Raw genomic sequence first — 20,579 nt, forward strand, 5'->3', positions numbered from 1 at the left:
ATGGCCCAGGAACTCGTTTTCGACCAGAAACTGCAGTCATCCAAGAACCTCGCCTGGTGGCTCTACATTTTCCACGGCGCGAGCTTCCTGTTTTCGCTGGGCATGTTTTCCTGGCTGCCGCTGATCATCAATTACGTCAAGCGCGACGACACCATCGGCACCTTCGTCTACAGCCACCACCGCTGGCAGATCCGCTCCTTCTGGTGGTATTTCTTCTGGATGGTGATTGGCGGCATCCTTTTCATGACCGTGATCGGCATCCCGCTGGCCTGGCTGATCTGGATGGGCGCCTGGGTCTGGAAAGCCTACCGTCTGGTCAAGGGGCTGCTCGACTTGTCCGACAACAAGGCGATGCCGGAGTAGCCGTTCGGCGAGTCGCGGTTTTCTCCTTGCGCTTGCACGCGGGCGCTTCTGCTTGACTCGCCCATTCCGGCCCCGTCATTCCCGCGGAGGCGGGAATCCATGCTGAATCTACTGTTCGATCTCACTCTGGATTCCCGCCTGCGCGGGAATGACGGCGAAAGGAAAGCGCCATGAAGGCGCCGGCCTGCAGCCATAAGTCGAAAATCGAAATGCGACTGATTACCCGAGCACGCTGAATGCCTGCTCGATGTCCGCAATCAGGTCCGCCGGATCTTCCAGCCCGATGTTGAAGCGCACCAGCTGCCCCTTCCCCTGCCAGTTGCGGCGCATGCCCTGGATCCGGTAAGGCACGCACAGGCTGTATGCGCCGCCCCAGCTGAAGCCGATCTTGAACAGCTTCAGGCTGTCGACGAAGCGGTCGGTCTGGGCCTCCGCATAGCGCTCGTCGAACACCACGGAAAACAGGCCGCCGGCCCCGGTAAAGTCGCGTTTCCAGGTCGCGTGTCCCGGGCAATCCTCGAATGCCGGATGCAGCACCCGCGCGATCTCCGGCCGCGACTTGAGCCATGCCGCAACCTTGCGCGCGCCGGCATCATGGGCGTCGAAGCGCAGCTTCATCGACGGCAGGCCGCGCAGCACGAGGTAGGCATCGTCCATGCTCACGCCGAACCCGAGGCGCATATGCGCCATGCCGAGCCTCTGGATCAGCGCCTTGTCGCGCGTGATCACCGCGCCCATCAGCACGTCCGATCCGCCCGACTGGTATTTGGTCAGCGCCTGCATCACGATATCGACGCCGTGCTCGAATGCACGGAACGCGATGCCGGCGGACCAGGTGTTGTCCAGCGCGACGAGAATATCCTGCCCGGCCACGCGCCGTGCGCGCACTGCCTTGCAGATCGCCGGAATGTCCGGCACTTCCATCGACACCGAGCCGGGCGTCTCGGTCCACACCAGCTTCGTGTTCGGCCGGATCAGTTCCGCGATGCCTTCGCCGACCAGCGGGTCATAGAAGCGCGTGGTCACGCCGAAGTCCTGCGCCAGCCAGTGTCCGAGTTCCCGGTTCGGGTTGTACACGTTTTCCGGAATCAGCAAGTCATCGCCGGTCTTCAGCAGCCCGAAGTTGACCATCGCGATCGCCGCCAGCCCGCTCGGCGCGAGCAGGCAGTCGGTGCCGCCCTCGATCTCGGCCAGCCGCGCCTCGAGCGTGAAGCTGGTCGGCGTCCCATGCAGGCCGTAGGTGTACGCCTGCTTGTCGCGCCAGTCGCGCGAGCGCAGCGCGGCGACGTCCTTGAACAGCACCGTGGACGCACGGTGCACCGGCACCGGGAATGCGCCGAAGCCCTCCGGGGGCGTGTAGTCGGAATGGATCAGGGAAGTTTGGAATGCCTTGCGATCAGTCACGCTGTCTCCGCAACATTACTGCCGGTGCTTGCCGGCCTGCTCCAGGAAACGGAGCTGGAAGGGTTTGCTGGCCTTGCCGTCGGCCGACTGCCACTCGCCGCTGAGCTTGTCGCCCGCCAGCCTGCCGGTCCACTGGCCGGACACGTCGCTGCCGTTCTCGGATTCTTCGAAGAACACGTCGTCGCCCTCGACCTCGCCGGCCACCAGGATCTTGTTCGACTGCCCGAACACGAAATACTCGCCCTCGAAGCCTTCCTCGGCATCCGTCTTCGGGCGCAGGTTCAACTGCACCTGCTCGCTGCCCAGCGTGCCGCGCAATACCGCCGGCGCATCAAAAGGCGAGGCAGCGATGCCCGGCGCGGAAAACAGCGCGCACGCGCACGCCAGGATCCAACCGGCCGCGCGCACCATTTATGCTTCCGCCCACAGGTCGTGCGCGTCGGCGGCCGTAACCTTCACGTCGACGAATTCGCCAACCTTCAGCTTGCGGTGCGGTTCGTACGGCGGCTTCACATAGACCACGCCGTCGATCTCCGGCGCATCCGCGGCGGACCGGCCGACGCCGCCGCTGGTCGACACTTCGTCGAGCAGCACGCGGATCGTCTTGCCGACCTTGGCCTGCAGGCGCTTCTTCGAGATTTCCTCCTGCAGCGCCATCACCCGCGCGCGGCGTTCTTCGCGCAGCTCTTCCGGCACCGGATCGGGCAATTCATTGGCGCTGGCGCCCTCCACCGGCGAATAGGAGAAGCAGCCGAGGCGGTCGATCTCGGCTTCCTTCAGGAAGTCGAGCAGGTACTGGAACTCCTGTTCCGTCTCGCCGGGGAAGCCGGCGATGAAGGACGAGCGGACGGTGATGTCCGGGCACATCTTGCGCCACGCCTGGATGCGTTCGATGTTCTTTTCGCCGTTGGCCGGGCGCTTCATGCGCTTGAGCACGTCCGGATGCGCGTGCTGCAGCGGCACGTCGAGGTACGGCAGCACCCGGCCCTGCGCCATCAGCGGAATGATCTCGTCCACATGCGGGTAAGGATAGACGTAGTGCAGGCGCACCCAGGCGCCGTACTGCGCCGCGACTTCGCCGAGCGCGGTCACGAGTTGCGTCATGTGGGTCTTGACCGGCTTGCCGTTCCAGAAGCCGGTGCGGAACTTGACGTCGACGCCGTAGGCGCTGGTGTCCTGCGAAATGACGAGCAATTCCTTCACCCCGGCCTTGAACAGGTTTTCCGCCTCCAGCATCACGTCGGCGATCGGGCGCGACACCAGGTCGCCGCGCATGGACGGGATGATGCAGAAGCTGCAGCGATGGTTGCAGCCCTCGGAAATCTTCAGGTAGGCATAGTGCTTCGGCGTGAGCTTGACGCCCTGCGGCGGCACCAGGTCGGTGAACGGGTCGTGCGGCTTGGGCAGGTGCGTGTGCACCGCGGCCATCACCTCGCCGACCGCATGGGGGCCGGTCACCGCGAGCACTTTCGGGTGCACGTTGTGGATGAGGTCGTTGCCGGCGGCATCCTTCTTCGCGCCGAGGCAGCCGGTGACGATCACCTTGCCGTTTTCCTGCAACGCCTCGCCGATCGCATCCAGCGATTCCTGCACGGCGGCGTCGATGAAGCCGCAGGTATTGACGATCACGAGATCGGCGCCGTCATACGACTTGGCGGTCTCGTAACCTTCGGCGCGCAGCTGGGTGATGATCTGTTCCGAGTCGACAAGGGCCTTGGGGCAGCCGAGCGAAACGAAACCAACTTTGGGGCTTTGGGAATCCTGGGACATAAAAAAAGAGGTACAAGAGCGAATCCGCTATTGTACCTCTCCTTGGCCTGCCTCCCGGCATGCCGGGACACGGGTGCGACACGGGGTTGACGTTATGGCACCGCCTTATTTCTTGTTCTTGTCGTTACCGGGGAACGGAAAGGTGCCGAACATGTTCTTGGTCTGGTTCTGCATCTGCTCCTGCATCTGCATGAACAGGTTCTTGCTCTGCTCGATGTAGTTGCTCATCATGCCCTGCATCATGGGACCCTGGACATTCATGAACTGCGTCCACATCTCCTGGCTGAACGGCTTGCCCTCATAGAAGCCCTTCGAGCTTTCGGCCAGCTTGTTCTGGATATCGATGAACGCCTGAATGTTCTTTTCCAGGTACGAGCCCATCATGCCCTGCATTGCATGGCCATAGTAGCGGATGATCTGCGAAAGCGCGCTGCTGGAGAACATCGGCGTGCCATTCGCTTCTTCTTCAAGGATGATCTGCAACAGGATGCTGCGCGTCAGGTCTTCATCGGACTTTGCGTCGACGACAGTGAACTCTTCGTTATCGAGGACCAATTGCTTGACGTCCGACAACGTGATGTAAGAGCTCGTCTGCGTATCGTAAAGGCGGCGGTTCGGATACTTCTTGATCAAGCGCTCTGAAATCTTTTTTGCACTATTCATCGAATTTTCCAGTTATTGCGTCGCAACGCATTGATGCCGTTTCGTAAAAAAAGCGAACATGCGTTCGCCTCCCCCTGCACTTATTATAGTGCGAGAAAACAAAGATTTACGCAATTTTTACAAGGCCTTTTATAGGAGTTTCGCGCCGCAAACAATTACCGGCAGGGCTTGGCCTGCCGGTTTCCGTCGCATTTATTCCGCCTTCACCTTCACATACCGCCCCGGCGCCGGCTCGATTTCCTTGTACTTGGCATTGCCATACTTGCGCGGCGCGGCAACCTGCTTGCCGGCATTGGCCGAGAGGAAGGCGGCCCACTCCGGCCACCAGCTGCCGGGCTCTTCCTTCGCACCCGCCAGCCATTCCTTTGCCCCGCCGGTGGCCTTGTCGTTGGTCCAGTAGCTGCGCTTTTTCTTCGCAGGCGGGTTGATCACACCGGCGATATGCCCGGATGCCCCGAGTACGAAGCGGTTGCGGCTGCGCTTCTTCGGATTGAGCAGGGACATCGATTCATAAGCAGCCCCCCACGGCACGATATGGTCTTCGCGCGAGCCGTAGATGAACACGGGCGCATCCACCTTGGACAGGTCGATCTTCTGGCCCGCCACCTTCAGCTTCCCGGGCAGCTTGAGATTGTTTTCCAGGTACATGTTGCGCAGGTAGTAGCAGAACATGGGGCCCGGGAGGTTGGTGCTGTCGGCGTTCCAGTACAGCAGGTCGAAGGGCGGCGGGTCCTCGCCCTTCAGATAGTTGGCTTTCACATAGTTCCAGACGAGGTCATTCGGGCGCAGACTGGAGAATGCGGACGCGAAATCGCGGCCCGGCATCAAGCCGCTCTTGCCGATGGATTGCTCACGCATGGCGACCTGCGCTTCGTCGATGAAGACATCGATCACGCCGGTATCGGAAAAGTCGAGCAGCGTGGTCAGGAGCGTGAGGCTCGCCACCGGCGTTTCGCCCTTGCCGTACATGTAGGCGAGAGCCGTCGCGATGATGGTGCCGCCGACACAGAAGCCGAGCGCATTGATCTGGTCCTGCCCCGAGATTTCCTGCACTACGTTGATCGCCTTGACCGCGCCGTTGAGGATGTAATCATCCCAGCCCATATGGCCGAGCGCCTCGTCCGGATTGCACCAGGACACGAGGAACACCGTGTGCCCCTGCTCGACGGCATAGCGCACCAGCGAGTTCTCCGGCTGCAGGTCGAGGATGTAGTACTTGTTGATGCAGGGTGGCACCAGCAGCAGCGGGCGCTGGTAGACCTTGGCGGTGAGCGGCTTGTACTGGATCAGCTGGAACAGCTCATTCTCGAATACCACCGCGCCTTCCGATGTCGCGACGTTGCGGCCGACCTCGAATGCCGACTCGTCCGTTTGGGAGATGTGGCCCTTCTGCATGTCTTCCAGCATGTGGGTAATACCGCGGGTCAGGCTCTCGCCCTTGGTGTCGATAATCTTCTGAAGCGCTTCGGGGTTGGAGACCAGGAAGTTGGCCGGGGACATCGCATCCACCATCTGCTGCACGGCGAAGCGGATCTTCTGCTTGGCGCGCGGCGTTGCCTCGACCGCGTCGGCCATCGACATGAGGAAGCGCGCATTGAGCAAGTAGGCCGCGGCGTTGAACGCATGCAAGGGATTGGACTGCCACTCGGGCGCAGAGAACCGCTTGTCCGCCACGTTCGGCGCCTTCGAACCGAGCATTTCCTGCCACAAGTTGGAGAGCTGCTGCATGTAGTCGTTCTGCAGCTGCGCCACCACGCCCGGATCGATGGTCGCGCCGAATTCCTTCACGGTGTTGGTGAGCGGCTTGGTATCGATCGGCGGCTTGTTGACGAGCCATGCCTGCCATGCGTTGGGATCGATGAACTGGTTCATCCATGCGGCGGGTGCGCCGGACTGAGGCTGGAACATATTCATGCTGGGTTCTCTGTTTTCGCGTAAGGTTACGGGTTGAATCGGACTACGGAATTTCTTATGTATATCGTCGCCATCGCCTGGATTTACGTCGTCTTCATGATGTCGATCACCGAGGAATCCGTCGTCGCCGCGGTCATGACCTTCCTGCTGTATGGCTTGTTGCCCCTGGCGATCATTTTATACTTGATGGGTACGCCCAAACGCAAACGGGAGCGGCAGCAGGCGGAAAAACTGCGGCTTGAGGAAGCGGCACGGGTGGCGGCGGCATCGGGGAAGGATGGGGAAACGAAGTAGTGGCGATGTTGATGTGAATCATCGCCCATTGGCACAAAGACTTATTTGAGCCAAATCAACGAGGCCATGCGGCCCGTCACCTTGTCCCTGCGGTAGGAATAAAACTGCTTCTGCTCAGTCACCGTGCAGCGTCCGCCGCCGGAGATCCGCTGGACCCCGGCGAGCTGCAAGGTGCGGCGCGCAAGGGCGTAGATATCGGCCATGTATTTGCCGGGCCTGCCGTCCATCGGCTCGAAAGCCGCAGCCATTGCCGCATCCTTCCCGGCGAACGCATCGAACACATCCTGCCCGACCTCGAAGCATTGCGGCCCGATGGCCGGTCCCAGCCACGCCTGGATGTCGGTTGCACCGGCATCCCGCATCGCCGCTATCGTTCCCTGCAGCACACCGCCGGCCAGCCCTCGCCAGCCCGCATGCGCCGCCCCGACCGCCCGACCCGCAGCGTCACAAAAGAGCACAGGCAGGCAATCTGCCGTCTGGATGGCGCAGACCACGCCGGGCTGCGTGGCAATGCTTGCATCCGCCTCGGGGGAACCAGTCACCTGGGCTGCATCGACTACCCGGACGTTGTGTACCTGCGTCAGCCATGCCGGCTCGGCGGGCAGGACGGCGCGCAGCAATGCACGGTTGTTCCGGACGGTGTCGGGGTCATCCCCGACGTGCACGCCGAGGTTCAGCCCGCCGCCGCCATCGCCGTCATCGTACGGCGCGCTGCTTGTCCCGCCGCGGCGCGTGGTGGACAATGCGCCCACGTGCTTCGGCGCATCGTTCCATTCCGGGATGATCAGCTCCATGGTTTCCCTCTAGTCCAGTGCGGTCCCGCCGACGCCTGCCCTGTCGAGCAGCGCGGCGAAATCGGCCGGCAAGTCTACGCTCCATTCCAGCTCCTTGCCCGACGCCGGGTGCACCAGGCCGAGCCTGAATGCGTGCAGGGCTTGCCGGGCGAACACGGATGCGAGGTGTGGCTTGCCGTACAAGGGATCGCCGACCAGGCTGAAGCCGATGGATTGCATGTGCACACGGATCTGGTGCGTGCGCCCGGTCTCCAGACTGCATTTGACCAGGCTGACCGGACGGCCGTCGAGCGTGCCCGTGGCGAGTCGGCGGTAATGCGTGACGGCCGGCTTCGCGCTTTCATGCTGCGATACCGCCATCTTGATGCGGTCGCGCGGGTGGCGTCCGATGGCGGCCTCGATACGGCCCGTCACTTGCGGCTGCCCCCAGACGAGCGCCAGGTATTCGCGCTTGACGCTACGCGCCTGCAATTGCCGGACGAGATCGGTCTGTGCCTGCAGCGTCTTGGCGACGACCATGAGGCCGCTGGTTTCCTTGTCCAGGCGGTGCACGATGCCGGCGCGCGGGACGCCCGCCAGCGCCGGGGCGTGGTGCAGCAAGCCGTTGAGCAGCGTGCCGGACCAGTTGCCGGCTGCCGGATGCACCACCAGCCCGGCGGGTTTGTCGATGACGAGGATGGACTTGTCCTCGTGCAGGATGGAAAGCGGCATCTCCTCCGGCTTGAAAGCCTGCTCTTCGGGCGCCTCCTGGGGCGCGACGACGACGGTTTCGTCGCCCAGCATGGTCGTCTTGCCGCGGGCCGGCTGGCCGTCCACGGTGACGTGGCCGGCATCGATCCATTGCTGGATGCGGCTGCGGGAGTATTCGGACAACAGCTGCGACAAGGCCTTGTCCAGGCGCACGCCGCAAAATTCCGGAGTGAGTTTCAGGGTGATCGGGGACGACTCGGGCGCGGCGCCTTCGTATTCGTCGCCGTCATCGATATCGGTTTCGGTCAGGGAGTTCGTCAAAATCGGCGTTTCGTGTGGTATCGCTGCAGCAATGCACCATCGGCTATAATCGTGGGCTTATCCGTAGTGCTCGCGCAAACGTCATGCAAAAAAGATCGTTGAAATTGGCCGCCATTGCCCTTGCTTTGTCCCTTTCCGGGTGCGGTCTGCTCCCGGAGAAGATCGACGAGACCAAGGATTGGTCGGCGTCGAAATTATACTCGGAGGCGCGCGATGAAATGGCTGCGGGCGGCTACGACAAGGCCATCCAGTACTTCGAGAAGCTGGAATCGCGCTATCCGTTCGGTACCTATGCCCAGCAGGCCCAGATGGAGGTTGCCTACGCACACTACCGCCAGGGCGACCAGGCGCAAGCCCTCGCGGCCGTGGAGCGCTTCATCAAGCTGCATCCCAACCATCCGAACGTGGATTACATGTACTACCTGCGCGGCCTGATCAATTTCAACGACAAGGTCAGTTTTCTCGACTTCCTGTCCAGGCAAGATCCGAGCGAGCGCGATCCAAAAGCCGCGCGCGACGCCTTCGACTCGTTCCGGCAGCTGGCGGAGCGTTTCCCGAACAGTATCTATGCCAAGGATGCGGTCGACCGCATGAAGTACCTGGTGAATGCGCTGGCCCAGTATGAAGTCCACGTCGCGAACTATTACTACCGGCGCGGCGCCTACGTTGCCGCCGCCAACCGGGCGCAGCAGGCAGTCACCGAATACCGGGATGCGCCGGCCATCGAGGAAGCCCTGTTCGTAATGGTCAAGTCCTACGATGCGCTGGGATTGCACGAATTGCGCAACGATGCCGAACGTGTAATGAAGGCAACCTTCCCGAACAGTGTCTATTTCCGCGGTGGTCCGCAGGCCAGCTCGCCCTGGTGGAAAATCTGGTAACTCCCTGAAAAAGCCTCCGCACGGAGGCTTTTTTGTTCCCCCTGCTCAGCCCTCGGTGCGCCGGCGGAAAACCCACTGCTGCGCAGTCGATGCCCGCACGTCGTAGGCATAGCCCTCGGCATCGAATTCCTTGAGCTTCTCGGGCTGGGTCACGCCCTTCGCCGCAGCGAACCGCGCCATCAGGCCGCGTGCCCGCTTGGCGTGGAAAGAGATGATCTTGTACTTGCCGCCCTTCCAGTCTTCGAACACGGGCGTCACCACCTCCGCGTCGAGCTGCTTCGGCTTCACCACCTTGAAGTATTCCTCCGACGCCAGGTTGACCAGCACCTTGCGCTTGTGCGCCGCCAGTTCCTTGTTCAGCGTCTCGGTCACGCGTGCGCCCCAGAATGCGTAGAGGTCCTTGCCGCGGCCGTTGGCAAGGCGAGTGCCCATTTCAAGCCGGTACGGCTGCATCAGGTCGAGCGGGCGCAGCACGCCGTACAGGCCGGAGAGGATGCGTAGATGCGACTGCGCATAGCCGAGCTGCCGGGACGTGAGCGAACGGGCGGCGAGCCCTTCGTAGACATCGCCGTTGAAAGCGAGGATCGCGGGGCGTGCGTTCTTCTTCGTGAACTTGCGTGACCATTCGGCGTAGCGCGTGACGTTCAGGACGGCCAGCGCGTCCGAGATGCCCATCAATGCGGACAGGTCCGCGGGTGAACGCTGTTTCAGGATGTCCACCAATTCCGATGCATCGTCGATAAAATCCGGGAGGGTGTGTTCATCGGTCGTCAAAGGTGTGTCATAGTCGAGCGTTTTTGCGGGCGATAAAACAATCAGCATGTCAGGCAGGTTCCGGCGGAAAGAAAATTTGCGGCAATGATACCGAAGATAGCGAAGATACCGAAACGCATCGTCATCGACACGAACGTCTGCCTCGACCTGTTCGTCTTCCGCGATCCCCGCTGGGCATCGCTGCTTGCGGCGCTGAAGGACGGGCGGGCGAAAGCCGTCACGCGCGACGACTGCCGCAAGGAGTGGCTGCTGGTGCTCGATTACCCTCACCTGCCCCTCGACGACGGCTCCAGGCCGCTTGCGAGCGCCGAATTCGACGCCCTGATCGAGTGCCTGCCGCGTGACGGCCTCGTTCGGCGCGACGACATCCCGCTGCCGCTCTGCAAGGATCCGGACGACCAGAAATTCCTGGAGATCGCGCGCGACGCCCACGCGGAATGCCTCATCACCAAGGACAAGGCCTTGCTGAAACTGGCGCGCAGGACGGCGCGTGCCGGCCTGTTCACCATCATTCCGCCGGACAAATGGCAGACCGATGGCGAGCTTGTATAAAATGGACTTTTTGTTCCGACCGCTTCGATGAATACGCCCATGTCCCCCGCTCTCGCCGCCGCTGCCCGCCAAACCGTGCTCCCGTCCCGCCTGCCCAATGTCGGCACCACGATTTTCACGGTCATGTCCGCACTGGCGACGGAGAAGGGTGCAGTGAACCTGGGCCAGGGATTTCCCGATTTCGACTGCGACCCGGCCCTGGTGGATGCCGTCACCGCGGCGATGAAAGACGGGTTCAACCAGTACCCGCCCATGTCGGGCGTGCCCGCATTGCGCCAGGCGATCGCGGCCAAGATCGGCGCCATCTACGGCCATGCCTACAATCCTGACACCGAGATCACCGTCACTGCCGGCGCGACGCAAGCCATCCTGACCTCCGTGCTCTGCTGCGTACACCCGGGCGACGAAGTCATCGTCATCGAACCGGTGTACGACAGCTATGTGCCGGCGATCGAACTGGCGGGCGGCGTCCCGGTATTCGTCCAGATGGAAGTCGGCGCGCAAGGTTATTCGGTGCCGTGGCAAAAGGTGGCGGCGGCGGTGACGCCGAAAACCAGGCTCATCATGATCAACTCGCCGCACAATCCGACTGGATCGGTGCTGCGTGAGGCGGACATCCGCGCGCTGGAGGAGATCGTGCGCGGCACCGGCATCCTGATCCTGTCGGACGAAGTCTATGAACACATGGTCTACGACGGCGCCCGCCATGAATCGGTATGCCGCTATCCGGAACTGGCTTCGCGCGCGTTCGTGGTTTCCAGCTTCGGCAAGACCTATCACGTGACCGGCTGGAAGATCGGGTATGTCGCCGCCCCGGCGGCACTGACGGCCGAGTTCCGCAAGGTGCACCAGTTCAACGTCTTCACGGTCAATACCCCTGTGCAGCACGGCGTGGCCCGCTACATGGCCAACCCCGCGCCCTACCTGGAACTGCCCGCCTTCTACCAGCGCAAGCGCGACCTGTTCCGCGACGGCCTCGCTTCGACGCGATTCAAGCTGCTGCCCTCGGACGGCACCTATTTCCAGTGCGTCGACTATTCCGCGATTTCTTCCGCGCCGGAAGCCGATTTCGCCAAGTGGCTCACGGCAGAGATCGGCGTGGCCGCGATCCCCGTTTCCGCGTTCTACAACCAGCCCAGGGAATCCGGCATCGTTCGCTTCTGCTTTGCGAAAAAGGATGACACCTTGCGCAGCGCGCTTGAAAGACTGGCAACACTCTGAGAAGTTTCTCGACCAGGCTCAAGTTGACGGCCGCGACAGCCGTTACCAATAGCATCCGCCGGAATAGCACGACAACGCACAAGCATCCGAGGAAGCGTCCGTCATCGCAACCCTGTTAGGGGAGAGGGGGCAGCATGGTCGATCAGCGGCGCCTGAGCATCGCCGATATCGTCATTGGAGAGCCATTGCCGTGGGATGTGTACGGCGCCGGCAACAAGCTGCTGCTGCGCCGCGGACAGGTTGTCGCAAACGCGCGGCAAGCGGAAGAACTGGTTGCCCGCGGCCTTTTCATCGATGCCGGCCAGGCCGAGCGTGCCGCGCAGGCGCGCAAGGAAGCGCAGCAGGCCGCAACGCGCGAGAGGCCGTCGGCCCTGCGCTTCATCAACCTCGCCAACAAGCGCCTGGAACGCCTGCTGTACAACCTCGCCAATGAGGCGGACGCGCAGGCCAAGATCCTCGAGGTCGTCAAGGCGCTGGGCTTCGCCGCCGACATCAACGCCGATGTAGCCGTGGCGAGCGTTTTCCTGAACCAGGCGGCCGGAAAATATGCGATACGCCATTGCATCGATACCGCCCTGGTGACGCTCCTGATCTCCCGGGCGATGAACAAGCCGCCCGAGGAAGCGCAATGGATCGTGGCGGCGGCGCTGACGATGAATATTGCGATGCTGCGGCAGCAGGATGTCCTGCTGATCAAGCAGGAGCCGTTGAACGAGCGCGAGACTGAACTGATCCGTTCCCACCCCGTGCAAGCCGTGGAGCTGCTCAGGCAGTGCGGCATTGTCCAGCCCGACTGGCTGGCGTACGTGCTCCTTCACCACGAAAAAGAGGACGGCAGCGGCTACCCGATGGGCCCGGAAGCGAAAGACATTCCGCAGAACGCCCGCATCCTGGCCTACTCGGACCGATACTGCGCCTCGGTGTCGATGCGGAAGTACAGGAAGTCGCTGCTGCCCAGTGCCGCCCTTCGCGACGTCCTGATCGCCGGCGGCAAACCGGCCGATCCCCTGCTCGCGGCCTACTTCATCAAGGAACTGGGCACCACGCCGCCGGGCTCGTTCGTCCGCTTGCAGAACGGAGAGATCGGCGTCGTCACGCGGCGGGGAAAGACAGCGGCGACGCCTGTCGTGCATGCGTTCATCGGGCCGCGCGGCGCGCCGCTCACCTTCCCCATCCAGCGCGATACCGGCAAGGAGCTGTACACCGTGCGCGAGGCGCTCTCAAGCGACCAGGCGATGCTGCCTTTCAGCATGCAGCAGCTGTGGGGTGACGAAGCGGCGCTCTAACCTACTTCATCCGGTTCATCATCACTTCCTGATTCGCCTTGCGGTCCGCGTTCACGCGCTGCACCGACGGCCGTTCGCCGAGCATCTTGATGTAGTCGCGCACAGGCAGGTCGGCCAGCACATCTTCTCCATAAATGGCCTTCGACGTCATGCTCACCAAGGGCAGGTGGACCAGCGCCGCGCAATCGGCCATCGTGAATTCCGCGCCTGCGACATAGGGCGAAAACTTGGCCAGCCTTGCAAACGCCTTCGCGTTGCGCGCCAGGAGTTTTTTCGTGCGCGTCTTGATCTCCTCGGACACCTTGCCCCCGAAGAAGGCTTCTCCGTAAAGCTCGCGGGCCACCAGCTCGAGATGCAGTTCGATGAAGGTGACCAGCTCGCGTACCTTGGCCGCGGCGAACGGGTCTGCCGGGATGAGCGGCCTTTCCGGATACGCCGACTCGATGTAATCCATGATGACCTGCGACTCGCACAGGATGCCCTCGCCGGTCTCGATGAACGGAATCTTGCCGAGCGGCGAGCGTGCGAGCAGTTCCGGCGAGCGGTCGGTCCAGACCAGCTCTTCCTCGAAGGGCACACCCTTTTCCAGCAGTGCGCACTTTACCTTGTTGTAGTAGTTGCTTCCGGCGAATCCGCAAAGTTTCAGCATCTTGTCTCCTGTTATGTTGTGCTTGTGGCGGCTCAAGCTTACCGCAGCGGCGGAAAGGTTGCAGCGCATGAAGACTATGCAGCGCAACCCGGACGGCACATTTCGGCAATAATATCGGCTGAAATATCGCCTGACTGCCGATCGATTCACTCAACCATCCAAGCCATGTCCGCCGAACTCCAAGCATCCCGCCAGGACGCGACCCTGATCCTGACCATCTCCAACCCGGGCGCAAGGAATGCATTGCACCCGGACATGTATGCCGCAGCCATCGAAACCCTGTCCACCGCGGAGCGTGACGACACGGTGCGCGCAGTTGTGATCACCGGCGCCGACAAGGTATTCTGCTCCGGCGGCAACCTGAACCGCCTGCTCGAAAACCGCAGCAAGCCGCCGGCGGTGCAAGCGGAATCGATCGACAACCTGCACGGATGGATCGAAGCCATCCGCGACTGCCCCAAGCCGGTGATCGCGGCCGTGGAAGACATCGCCGCCGGTGCCGGGTTTTCGCTGGCCCTTGCCTGCGACATGATCGTCGCGGGCGCGTCGGCGAAATTCGTCATGTCCTACGTCAAGGTCGGCCTCACGCCGGATGGCGGAGCCTTATGGTTCCTCACCCGCGCCCTGCCCCGCCAGCTCGCCGCCGAGATACTCCTGGAAGGCAAGCCCGTGTCTGCTGCGCGCCTGCACGAGCTTGGCGTCGTCAACCGGGTCGTTCCCGATGGTACAGTGCTCGATAGCGCGCTCGCCTGGGCCGAGGATCTCGCCGCCCTGTCGCCGAACGCCATGGAACGGATCAAGTCGCTGACCAATGAAGCGCAGGCCAACTCGCTGGCGCAGCATTTCGAATCGGAAAAGCGCCACTTCGTCGAGAGCCTTCACCAGCGGGACGCGCTGGAAGGCATCACGGCATTCCTCGAAAAAAGAAAGCCGCAATACAAATGACAGCACACAAGAGACGGCGCATCTACCTGATGCGCCACGGCAGCGTCACCTATTTCGACGAACAGGGGAAGCCCTTCCTTCCGGAACAAGTCCCGCTCAATGAACTGGGGCGGGCGCAGGCGACGGCCGCCGGCAAGGTCTTCGCGCAGGCGGGCTTGAAGTTCGACCGGGTCATCGTTTCCGGGCTGCCGCGCACCGTCGAGACAGCGACACGCGTGCTGGCCGAGACCGGCCAGCAGATCGCGCTCGAACGCTGGAAGGACCTGGAAGAACTGCGCGGCGGAAAACTCTCCGCCATTCCCGATGAAAGCCTGAGGGAGGCCTTCGTCGGCGCCTTCGACGGACTGGTTCCGGAAGAGCGCCAGTTCCTCGGCGGCGAATCCATCGGCCAGTTGATGGACCGGATCCATCCCTGCATCGACCGCCTGCGCGAGGACAAGAGCTGGGACACGGTGCTGCTCGTGCTGCACGGCGGTGTCAACCGCGCGATCCTGTCCTATGCACTGACCAACCAGCGCCTGTTCCTGGGCAACCTCGCACAGACCGCAGGCTGCATCAACGCGATCGATGTCGGCGAAGCGCAAGCCGACTGGGTGGTGCGCATCGTGAACTACTCCCCGATCTCCGAACTGCAGGGCGAAAGCCGCCACACGACCATGGAAGTGCTGCTGGAGCAGTACATGAAATCGCGCGGGCTGTAGCACGCTGGCACGCCACCGCGAAATCGCACGACCGTACGTTTTTCTGATGTAGAATGTGGCGATAACTATTTCGCTCGTTTTCCCTAAGGAGACATGATGTTCGAAGAATTCATGGGCACGCGGCCGGTATCCGATCGCCAGAAGTTCGATCTCGGCGCGATGCAGGAGTACATGCGCCAGCACGTCGAAGGTTTCAGCGGCGAGCTGACCGTCGAGCAGTTCAACGGCGGCCAGTCGAACCCGACGTTCAAGCTGACCGCCGACGGCAAGAGCTACGTACTGCGCACCAAGCCCGGCCCCGCCGCCAAGCTGCTTGCCTCCGCCCATGCGATCGACCGCGAATTCCGCGTCATGGACGCGCTGAACAAGGCAGGCTTCCCCGCCGCGCGCCAGTATTCGCTGTGCCTCGATGAATCCATCATCGGCCGCGCCTTCTACATCATGGAGTTCGTGCAGGGCCGCGTGCTGTGGGACCAGTCCATGCCCGGCATGACACCCGCCGAGCGCGCCGCGCACTACGACGAAATGAACCGCGTCATCGCGCAGTTGCACACCGTCGACTACGCCGCCATCGGCCTGGGCGACTACGGCAAGCCGGGCAATTATTTCGCCCGCCAGATCGACCGCTGGACGAAGCAGTACAAGGCCTCCGAAACCGAGAAGATCGAGGCGATGGACAACCTGATCGAATGGCTGCCGGGGAATATCCCGCCGGGCGACGATACGAGCATCGTCCATGGCGACTACCGCCTCGACAACATGATCTTCCACCCGACCGAGCCGCGCGTGCTCGCCGTGCTGGACTGGGAGCTGTCGACGCTGGGCCACCCGCTCGCCGATTTTTCCTACCACTGCATGAGCTGGCATATCCCGCCCGGTCAGTTCCGCGGCATCGGCGGGCTCGACCTGCCGGCACTCGGCATCCCGAGCGAAGACGCCTACATCGCGAAGTATTGCGAACGCACTGGCAAGACCATCCGCAAGGAAGACTTCAACTTCTACCTTGCCTACAACATGTTCCGCATGGCCGGCATCCTGCAAGGCATCATGAAGCGCTATGTGGATGGCACCGCATCGAGCGAGCAGGCGCTGAAGGCGGGCAAGGCGGCGCGTCCGATGGCGGAGATGGGCTGGAAGTACGCGTCCGGCAAGTAAAACGCTTTTCCCCGAGGAGACAACATGGAATTCGAATACTCAGACCGCTGCAAGCAGCTCCAGGAAAAGCTCATCCGCTTCATGGATGAGCACATTTATCCGAACGAAAAGGCCTACAACGAAGAAGTCGAACGCAACGGGCGCGAAAAGGGCAACCGCTGGATCCCGACCCAGATCATCGAGGACCTGAAGCCGAAGGCCCGTGCACTCGGCCTGTGGAACCTGTTCCTGCCCAAATCGGCTCGCGCGCCGGAAGGCTTGTCCAACCTCGACTACGCGCCGCTGTGCGAAATCATGGGCCGCGTGCCCTGGGCGCCGGAAGTCTTCAACTGCTCGGCGCCGGACACGGGCAACATGGAGACCATCGAACGCTACGGCACCGAAGAGCACAAGCGCCAGTGGCTGGAGCCGCTGCTGCGCGGCGAGATCCGTTCCGCCTTCGCAATGACCGAACCGGCGGTCGCCTCCTCCGACGCCACCAACATCGCCACCCGCATCGAGCGGGACGGCGACGAGTATGTGATCAATGGCCGCAAATGGTGGATTTCCGGCGCCGGCGATCCGCGCTGCAAGATTTTTATCCTGATGGGCAAGACCGATCCGGATGCGCCGCGCCATTCGCAGCAATCGATGATCCTGGTGCCGGCCGATATCAAGGGCGTGACCATCAAGCGTCCGCTGCCGGTCTTCGGCTACGACGACGCGCCGCACGGCCACTGCGAAATCCTGTTCGAGAACGTGCGCGTGCCGGCCTCGAACATCCTGCTGGGCGAAGGCCGCGGTTTCGAAATCGCGCAGGGCCGCCTCGGGCCGGGCCGCATCCACCACTGCATGCGTGCGATCGGCGTGGCAGAACGCGCGCTGGAACTGATGTGCAAGCGCCTCAACGAACGCGTGGCCTTCGGCAAGCGCGTATCCGAGCAAAGCGTCTGGCATGAGCGCATCGCCGAATCGCGCATCATGATCGATACCGCCCGCCTGCTCACCCTGAAGGCGGCCTACATGATGGACACCGTGGGCAACAAGCATGCGAAGGCGGAAATCGCGATGATCAAGGTGCTCGCACCGAACGTCACCCAGAAGGTGCTCGACTGGGCGATCCAGGCCTACGGCGCCGGGGGCGTGTGCGACGACTTCCCGCTGGCGGGGCAATGGGCCGGCAACCGGACGCTGCGCATCGCCGACGGCCCGGACGAAGTGCACCGCAATGCCATCGCCAAGCTGGAACTGGCAAAGCACATCCCGATCCCGAAGAAAGACCTGGAACTGCCGATCACGCGCTCATGAGCAGGGAAATCGAAACCGCTGCATAATCCATGCAGCGGTTTTGACCCAAGCTCAGGAGAACAAGAATGATCGATGTCTATTCGGCCGCGACACCCAACGGCCATAAAGTCCACATCATGCTGGAGGAATGCGGCCTTCCCTACCGCGTCCACTACATCAACATCCGCGAAGGCGACCAGTTCAAGCCGGAATTCCTCGCCATCTCGCCGAACAACAAGATTCCCGCCATCGTCGATGCCGACGGTCCGGACGGCAAGCCGATCTCGATGTTCGAATCCGGCGCGATTCTCGTGTACCTCGCCAGCAAGGTCGGCAAGTTTCTCGGCAAGACGGATCGCGACAAATTCAACACGCTGCAATGGCTGATGTTCCAGATGGGCGGCGTCGGCCCGATGCTCGGGCAGACTCACCATTTCCGCGTCTACGCGCCGGAGAAGATCGAGTACGCGATCAACCGGTACACGAATGAAGCAAAGCGCCTCTACGGCGTGATTGACAATCAATTGTCGAAGAGCGCCTATCTGGCCGGCGACGAGTACACCATCGCCGACATCGCCACCTTCCCGTGGCTGCGCTCCTGGAAAAACCAGGGCATCGACTGGGAAGAATATCCGAATGCGAAGCGCTGGTTCGACGAGATCAGCGAGCGCGAAGCGGTCAAGCGCGGGGTCGAGGTGCTGGCTTCGGACAGCAAGCCGATCACCGACGACAAGTCGCGCGAAGTCCTGTTCGGCGCGACGCAATACAAGCGTCATTGATCCCATGAAAAAACCTCCGCCACCGCAAGGTGGGGAGGTTTTTCTTTTAGCGTACGGCCGTCTTACTCGTAACGGCGCGCGATCGACTCCGCCACGCACACTGGCTTGTCGCCGCCTTCACGCTCGATCGCCACAAGCCAGGTCACCTGCACGCCGCCTTCGATGTCCTCGACTTCCTTGAGCGACAAGCGGCCGCGCACCTTGCTGCCCACCGGCACCGGCGCCGGAAAGCGCACCTTGTTGAGCCCGTAATTCACGCTCAGCTTTGCTTCCGGCATCGATACCGCGCTTTGCATGATCATGGGCAGCAGCGACAAGGTCAGGAAACCGTGCGCGATGGTCGTGCCGTACGGCGATTCACGTTTGCTGCGCTCGACGTCGAGGTGGATCCACTGGTGGTCGCCGGTCGCATCGGCGAACTGGTTGACCCGTTCCTGCGTGATGGCGAACCAGTCGGTCACGGCGATTTCCTGCCCGACGAGCTCCCTCAATTCTGCTACCGATGCGATATGACGCATTCCGTCTCTCCCTGTCTGTTGACGCCTACTTCGGGCGCCGGTGGAACATCCCCATCCCCTTGATCGTCGCCACCACGTCTCCGTGCTGGTTCTTTGCCTGCCACAGCGTGACGACCACGCCGCGGTCGGGCTTACTGGCGGAAGGCTTGGCCTCCAGGGCGGTCGTCGTCACGTGCAGCGTGTCGCCGCCGCGCACCGGCTTGATCCAGCGGATCTCGTCCACGCCCGGCGAACCGAGGCTGGCCGCATCCTTGAGAAAATTGTCGACCATCAGCCGCATGATCATCCCGCAGGTATGCCAACCGCTGGCAATGATGCCGCCGTAGATCGACTTCGATGCGGCATCCTTGTCGACGTGAAAAGGCTGGGGGTCATACTTGCTCGCGAAGTCGATGATCTCTTCTTCGGAGACCGTCCGTGATCCCACGTCGATGGTCTTGCCCACTTCGAAATCTTCAAAGTACCACTTCAGTTGCGCCATGTACGCCCCCTCTCTGTATCAAGCGGCCTTGCGGAAGTCCGGCAGCGAAGCAAAACGTGCCAGGTGGTAGTCGGTATCGCCCAGCGTCAGCTCGATCATGGTCAGGCGCTTGAAATGATGCGCCGCCGGCAGTTCGTTCGTCACGCCCATGCCGCCGTGCAATTGCACCGCCTGCTGGCCGACATACTTGAGCGCCTGGCCCACTCGCGCCTTCGCAGCGGACACGTTGCGGCGGCGTTCGTTCGCATCCTCCGCCGAGACCTTGACCGCTGCCAGCGTCGCCATCGAGCGCGCCTGCTCGGCCTGCATGAACATCTCGGCCATGCGATGCTGCAGCACCTGGAATTTGCCGATCGGCACGCCGAACTGCTGGCGGGTCTTCAGGTACTCCAGCGTGGCGGCGTTGAGCGCGTCCATCGCGCCCACTGCTTCTGCGCACAGGAGCGTGGCGCCATAATCGGCGGCGGCGTCGAGGATGTCCCAACCTGCACCGGACTTGCCGAGCAAGGCAGACGCCGGTACGCGCACGTTGGCGAACGTGATGTCGGCGGCGCGCTGGCAGTCGATGGTGCGGTAGTCCTTGCGCGTCACGCCGGCGGCGTCGCCGTCGACGAGGAACAGGGAGATGCCGTCGGTGTCGCGCTGGCTGCCGCCGGTACGGGCGGAGACAATGATCTTACCGGCCTGGCCGCCGTGGATGACGACGGTCTTGGTGCCGTTGATCACATAGCCGTCGCCGTCCGTCTTGGCCGTCGTAGCGATGTCGAACGGCTCATGCCGTGCCTGCTTTTCGCCCAGCGCGGCAGCCAGTTTCAGCTCGCCGCTTGCGACCTGTTCCAGCAAACCCTCGTGGCCGCCGGCCAGCTTCAGGAATTGCGCGCCGAGGGCGGTGGCGAAGTATGGCTCGACGACGATGCCGCGTCCCAGCTCCTGCATCACCACCATCATGTCGACCGCAGTGCCGTTGAAGCCGCCCTGCTCTTCGGGAACGGGCAATGCCGTCAGGCCGAGTTCGACCAGCGTGCCCCATGCCTCGTCCGACACGCCCTGCTCGGAGCGCACGATCTTGTTGCGGTGCTCGAAGGTGTAATCCTTGTCGATGAAGCGTCGCAGGGCATCGCGGAATTGTTGCTGCTCTGGTGTGTAGTTGAAGTCCAT

Annotated in this window: 23 protein-coding genes; 11 read left to right on the forward strand and 12 right to left on the reverse strand. The window is 62.5% G+C overall.

Annotation, left to right across the window (positions count from 1 at the left end):
• Positions 1-363, forward strand: a complete 363-nt coding sequence (locus VEC01_RS12865; RefSeq protein WP_324901286.1) for a hypothetical protein — start codon at positions 1-3, stop codon at positions 361-363.
• A gap of 219 nt (positions 364-582) precedes the next feature.
• Here VEC01_RS12865 and VEC01_RS12870 read toward each other — a convergent pair whose 3' ends face one another.
• The 5 genes from VEC01_RS12870 to phaC form a co-directional block, all read right to left on the reverse strand.
• Positions 583-1,767, reverse strand: coding sequence for a cystathionine beta-lyase (locus VEC01_RS12870; protein WP_324901287.1), 1,185 nt, complete (start codon positions 1,765-1,767; stop codon positions 583-585).
• A 15-nt stretch (positions 1,768-1,782) separates the two neighbouring features.
• Entirely contained in the window at positions 1,783-2,178 is a 396-nt protein-coding gene (locus VEC01_RS12875) for a hypothetical protein (RefSeq protein ID WP_324901288.1), read from the reverse strand.
• Positions 2,179-3,537 carry a 30S ribosomal protein S12 methylthiotransferase RimO gene (gene rimO, locus VEC01_RS12880; protein WP_324901289.1) on the reverse strand — a complete coding sequence of 453 codons (1,359 nt, stop codon included), beginning with the start codon at positions 3,535-3,537 and terminating at the stop codon, positions 2,179-2,181.
• 105 nt (positions 3,538-3,642) lie between these two features.
• The gene (phaR, locus tag VEC01_RS12885; RefSeq protein ID WP_324901290.1) at positions 3,643-4,200 is read right to left on the reverse strand and encodes a polyhydroxyalkanoate synthesis repressor PhaR; all 558 of its coding nucleotides are present in this window, start codon (positions 4,198-4,200) and stop codon (positions 3,643-3,645) included.
• 192 nt (positions 4,201-4,392) lie between these two features.
• Entirely contained in the window at positions 4,393-6,114 is a 1,722-nt protein-coding gene (gene phaC / locus VEC01_RS12890) for a class I poly(R)-hydroxyalkanoic acid synthase (RefSeq protein ID WP_324901291.1), read from the reverse strand.
• A gap of 57 nt (positions 6,115-6,171) precedes the next feature.
• Between phaC and VEC01_RS12895 the strand changes: the two genes are divergently transcribed.
• Positions 6,172-6,408 carry a hypothetical protein gene (locus VEC01_RS12895; protein WP_324901292.1) on the forward strand — a complete coding sequence of 79 codons (237 nt, stop codon included), beginning with the start codon at positions 6,172-6,174 and terminating at the stop codon, positions 6,406-6,408.
• Between the two features lie 41 nt (positions 6,409-6,449).
• Here the strand turns inward: VEC01_RS12895 and pgeF are convergent, their stop codons facing one another.
• The gene (gene pgeF / locus VEC01_RS12900; protein ID WP_324901293.1) at positions 6,450-7,202 is read right to left on the reverse strand and encodes a peptidoglycan editing factor PgeF; all 753 of its coding nucleotides are present in this window, start codon (positions 7,200-7,202) and stop codon (positions 6,450-6,452) included.
• 9 nt (positions 7,203-7,211) lie between these two features.
• Entirely contained in the window at positions 7,212-8,213 is a 1,002-nt protein-coding gene (locus tag VEC01_RS12905; protein ID WP_414691449.1) for an RluA family pseudouridine synthase, read from the reverse strand.
• 83 nt (positions 8,214-8,296) lie between these two features.
• On the opposite strand from VEC01_RS12905, the gene VEC01_RS12910 reads away from it, so the two are divergent.
• Complete coding sequence (locus tag VEC01_RS12910; protein ID WP_324901294.1) at positions 8,297-9,094, forward strand: outer membrane protein assembly factor BamD; 798 nt, start codon at positions 8,297-8,299, stop codon at positions 9,092-9,094.
• Between the two features lie 45 nt (positions 9,095-9,139).
• On the opposite strand, the gene yaaA is transcribed toward VEC01_RS12910, so the two are convergent.
• Positions 9,140-9,916 (reverse strand): peroxide stress protein YaaA, encoded by a 777-nt coding sequence (gene yaaA, locus VEC01_RS12915; protein ID WP_324901295.1) that lies wholly within the window; start codon positions 9,914-9,916, stop codon positions 9,140-9,142.
• Between the two features lie 36 nt (positions 9,917-9,952).
• On the opposite strand from yaaA, the gene VEC01_RS12920 reads away from it, so the two are divergent.
• The 3 genes from VEC01_RS12920 (at position 9,953) to VEC01_RS12930 (ending at position 12,927) form a co-directional block, all read left to right on the forward strand.
• The gene (locus VEC01_RS12920) at positions 9,953-10,420 is read left to right on the forward strand and encodes a putative toxin-antitoxin system toxin component, PIN family (RefSeq protein WP_324901296.1); all 468 of its coding nucleotides are present in this window, start codon (positions 9,953-9,955) and stop codon (positions 10,418-10,420) included.
• A 39-nt stretch (positions 10,421-10,459) separates the two neighbouring features.
• A complete protein-coding gene (locus VEC01_RS12925) occupies positions 10,460-11,641 on the forward strand; it encodes a pyridoxal phosphate-dependent aminotransferase (RefSeq protein WP_324901297.1) in 1,182 nt (393 codons plus the stop codon).
• Positions 11,642-11,775: 134 nt separating this feature from the next.
• Positions 11,776-12,927 (forward strand): HD-GYP domain-containing protein, encoded by a 1,152-nt coding sequence (locus VEC01_RS12930; protein WP_324901298.1) that lies wholly within the window; start codon positions 11,776-11,778, stop codon positions 12,925-12,927.
• Position 12,928: 1 nt separating this feature from the next.
• Here VEC01_RS12930 and VEC01_RS12935 read toward each other — a convergent pair whose 3' ends face one another.
• Complete coding sequence (locus VEC01_RS12935) at positions 12,929-13,576, reverse strand: glutathione S-transferase (protein ID WP_324901299.1); 648 nt, start codon at positions 13,574-13,576, stop codon at positions 12,929-12,931.
• Positions 13,577-13,741: 165 nt separating this feature from the next.
• On the opposite strand from VEC01_RS12935, the gene VEC01_RS12940 reads away from it, so the two are divergent.
• The 5 genes from VEC01_RS12940 (at position 13,742) to VEC01_RS12960 (ending at position 18,422) form a co-directional block, all read left to right on the forward strand.
• On the forward strand, positions 13,742-14,521 hold the full coding sequence (locus VEC01_RS12940; RefSeq protein ID WP_324901300.1) for an oxepin-CoA hydrolase, alternative type: 780 nt from the start codon (positions 13,742-13,744) through the stop codon (positions 14,519-14,521).
• On the forward strand, positions 14,518-15,222 hold the full coding sequence (locus VEC01_RS12945) for a histidine phosphatase family protein (protein WP_324901301.1): 705 nt from the start codon (positions 14,518-14,520) through the stop codon (positions 15,220-15,222). Before VEC01_RS12940 ends, VEC01_RS12945 begins: the two co-directional genes overlap by 4 nt.
• Positions 15,223-15,318: 96 nt before the next feature.
• Complete coding sequence (locus VEC01_RS12950) at positions 15,319-16,377, forward strand: phosphotransferase (protein ID WP_324901318.1); 1,059 nt, start codon at positions 15,319-15,321, stop codon at positions 16,375-16,377.
• Between the two features lie 24 nt (positions 16,378-16,401).
• Positions 16,402-17,664: an acyl-CoA dehydrogenase family protein gene (locus VEC01_RS12955; RefSeq protein WP_324901302.1), complete on the forward strand. Its 1,263-nt coding sequence runs from the start codon at positions 16,402-16,404 to the stop codon at positions 17,662-17,664.
• A 65-nt stretch (positions 17,665-17,729) separates the two neighbouring features.
• Complete coding sequence (locus tag VEC01_RS12960) at positions 17,730-18,422, forward strand: glutathione binding-like protein (RefSeq protein WP_324901303.1); 693 nt, start codon at positions 17,730-17,732, stop codon at positions 18,420-18,422.
• A gap of 62 nt (positions 18,423-18,484) precedes the next feature.
• Here VEC01_RS12960 and VEC01_RS12965 read toward each other — a convergent pair whose 3' ends face one another.
• Genes VEC01_RS12965 through VEC01_RS12975 form a run of 3 tightly spaced genes read right to left on the reverse strand, consistent with a single transcriptional unit; the run spans position 18,485 to position 20,579 of the window.
• Positions 18,485-18,940 carry a MaoC family dehydratase gene (locus tag VEC01_RS12965; protein ID WP_324901304.1) on the reverse strand — a complete coding sequence of 152 codons (456 nt, stop codon included), beginning with the start codon at positions 18,938-18,940 and terminating at the stop codon, positions 18,485-18,487.
• Positions 18,941-18,965: 25 nt separating this feature from the next.
• The gene (locus tag VEC01_RS12970; RefSeq protein ID WP_324901305.1) at positions 18,966-19,421 is read right to left on the reverse strand and encodes a MaoC family dehydratase; all 456 of its coding nucleotides are present in this window, start codon (positions 19,419-19,421) and stop codon (positions 18,966-18,968) included.
• Positions 19,422-19,439: 18 nt separating this feature from the next.
• Positions 19,440-20,579, reverse strand: coding sequence for an acyl-CoA dehydrogenase (locus tag VEC01_RS12975; RefSeq protein WP_324901306.1), 1,140 nt, complete (start codon positions 20,577-20,579; stop codon positions 19,440-19,442).

Origin of the sequence: Noviherbaspirillum sp., from assembly GCF_035627455.1 — a bacterium.
In the GTDB taxonomy this organism is placed as follows: Bacteria; Pseudomonadota; Gammaproteobacteria; order Burkholderiales; family Burkholderiaceae_D; genus Noviherbaspirillum.

What these genes read in the sequence shown, in the direction of transcription:
- VEC01_RS12930 (WP_324901298.1), top strand. Translation starts at nt 11,776, where the DNA reads ATGGTCGATCAGCGGCGCCTGAGCATCGCCGATATCGTCATTGGAGAG.
- VEC01_RS12865 (WP_324901286.1), top strand. Translation starts at nt 1, where the DNA reads ATGGCCCAGGAACTCGTTTTCGACCAGAAACTGCAGTCATCCAAGAAC.
- phaR (WP_324901290.1), bottom strand. Translation starts at nt 4,200, where the DNA reads ATGAATAGTGCAAAAAAGATTTCAGAGCGCTTGATCAAGAAGTATCCG.
- VEC01_RS12940 (WP_324901300.1), top strand. Translation starts at nt 13,742, where the DNA reads ATGTCCGCCGAACTCCAAGCATCCCGCCAGGACGCGACCCTGATCCTG.
- VEC01_RS12945 (WP_324901301.1), top strand. Translation starts at nt 14,518, where the DNA reads ATGACAGCACACAAGAGACGGCGCATCTACCTGATGCGCCACGGCAGC.
- VEC01_RS12895 (WP_324901292.1), top strand. Translation starts at nt 6,172, where the DNA reads ATGTATATCGTCGCCATCGCCTGGATTTACGTCGTCTTCATGATGTCG.
- VEC01_RS12975 (WP_324901306.1), bottom strand. Translation starts at nt 20,579, where the DNA reads ATGGACTTCAACTACACACCAGAGCAGCAACAATTCCGCGATGCCCTG.
- VEC01_RS12920 (WP_324901296.1), top strand. Translation starts at nt 9,953, where the DNA reads ATGATACCGAAGATAGCGAAGATACCGAAACGCATCGTCATCGACACG.
- VEC01_RS12950 (WP_324901318.1), top strand. Translation starts at nt 15,319, where the DNA reads ATGTTCGAAGAATTCATGGGCACGCGGCCGGTATCCGATCGCCAGAAG.
- VEC01_RS12960 (WP_324901303.1), top strand. Translation starts at nt 17,730, where the DNA reads ATGATCGATGTCTATTCGGCCGCGACACCCAACGGCCATAAAGTCCAC.
- VEC01_RS12970 (WP_324901305.1), bottom strand. Translation starts at nt 19,421, where the DNA reads ATGGCGCAACTGAAGTGGTACTTTGAAGATTTCGAAGTGGGCAAGACC.
- pgeF (WP_324901293.1), bottom strand. Translation starts at nt 7,202, where the DNA reads ATGGAGCTGATCATCCCGGAATGGAACGATGCGCCGAAGCACGTGGGC.
- VEC01_RS12935 (WP_324901299.1), bottom strand. Translation starts at nt 13,576, where the DNA reads ATGCTGAAACTTTGCGGATTCGCCGGAAGCAACTACTACAACAAGGTA.
- yaaA (WP_324901295.1), bottom strand. Translation starts at nt 9,916, where the DNA reads ATGCTGATTGTTTTATCGCCCGCAAAAACGCTCGACTATGACACACCT.
- VEC01_RS12965 (WP_324901304.1), bottom strand. Translation starts at nt 18,940, where the DNA reads ATGCGTCATATCGCATCGGTAGCAGAATTGAGGGAGCTCGTCGGGCAG.
- phaC (WP_324901291.1), bottom strand. Translation starts at nt 6,114, where the DNA reads ATGAATATGTTCCAGCCTCAGTCCGGCGCACCCGCCGCATGGATGAAC.
- VEC01_RS12910 (WP_324901294.1), top strand. Translation starts at nt 8,297, where the DNA reads ATGCAAAAAAGATCGTTGAAATTGGCCGCCATTGCCCTTGCTTTGTCC.
- rimO (WP_324901289.1), bottom strand. Translation starts at nt 3,537, where the DNA reads ATGTCCCAGGATTCCCAAAGCCCCAAAGTTGGTTTCGTTTCGCTCGGC.
- VEC01_RS12955 (WP_324901302.1), top strand. Translation starts at nt 16,402, where the DNA reads ATGGAATTCGAATACTCAGACCGCTGCAAGCAGCTCCAGGAAAAGCTC.
- VEC01_RS12925 (WP_324901297.1), top strand. Translation starts at nt 10,460, where the DNA reads ATGTCCCCCGCTCTCGCCGCCGCTGCCCGCCAAACCGTGCTCCCGTCC.
- VEC01_RS12875 (WP_324901288.1), bottom strand. Translation starts at nt 2,178, where the DNA reads ATGGTGCGCGCGGCCGGTTGGATCCTGGCGTGCGCGTGCGCGCTGTTT.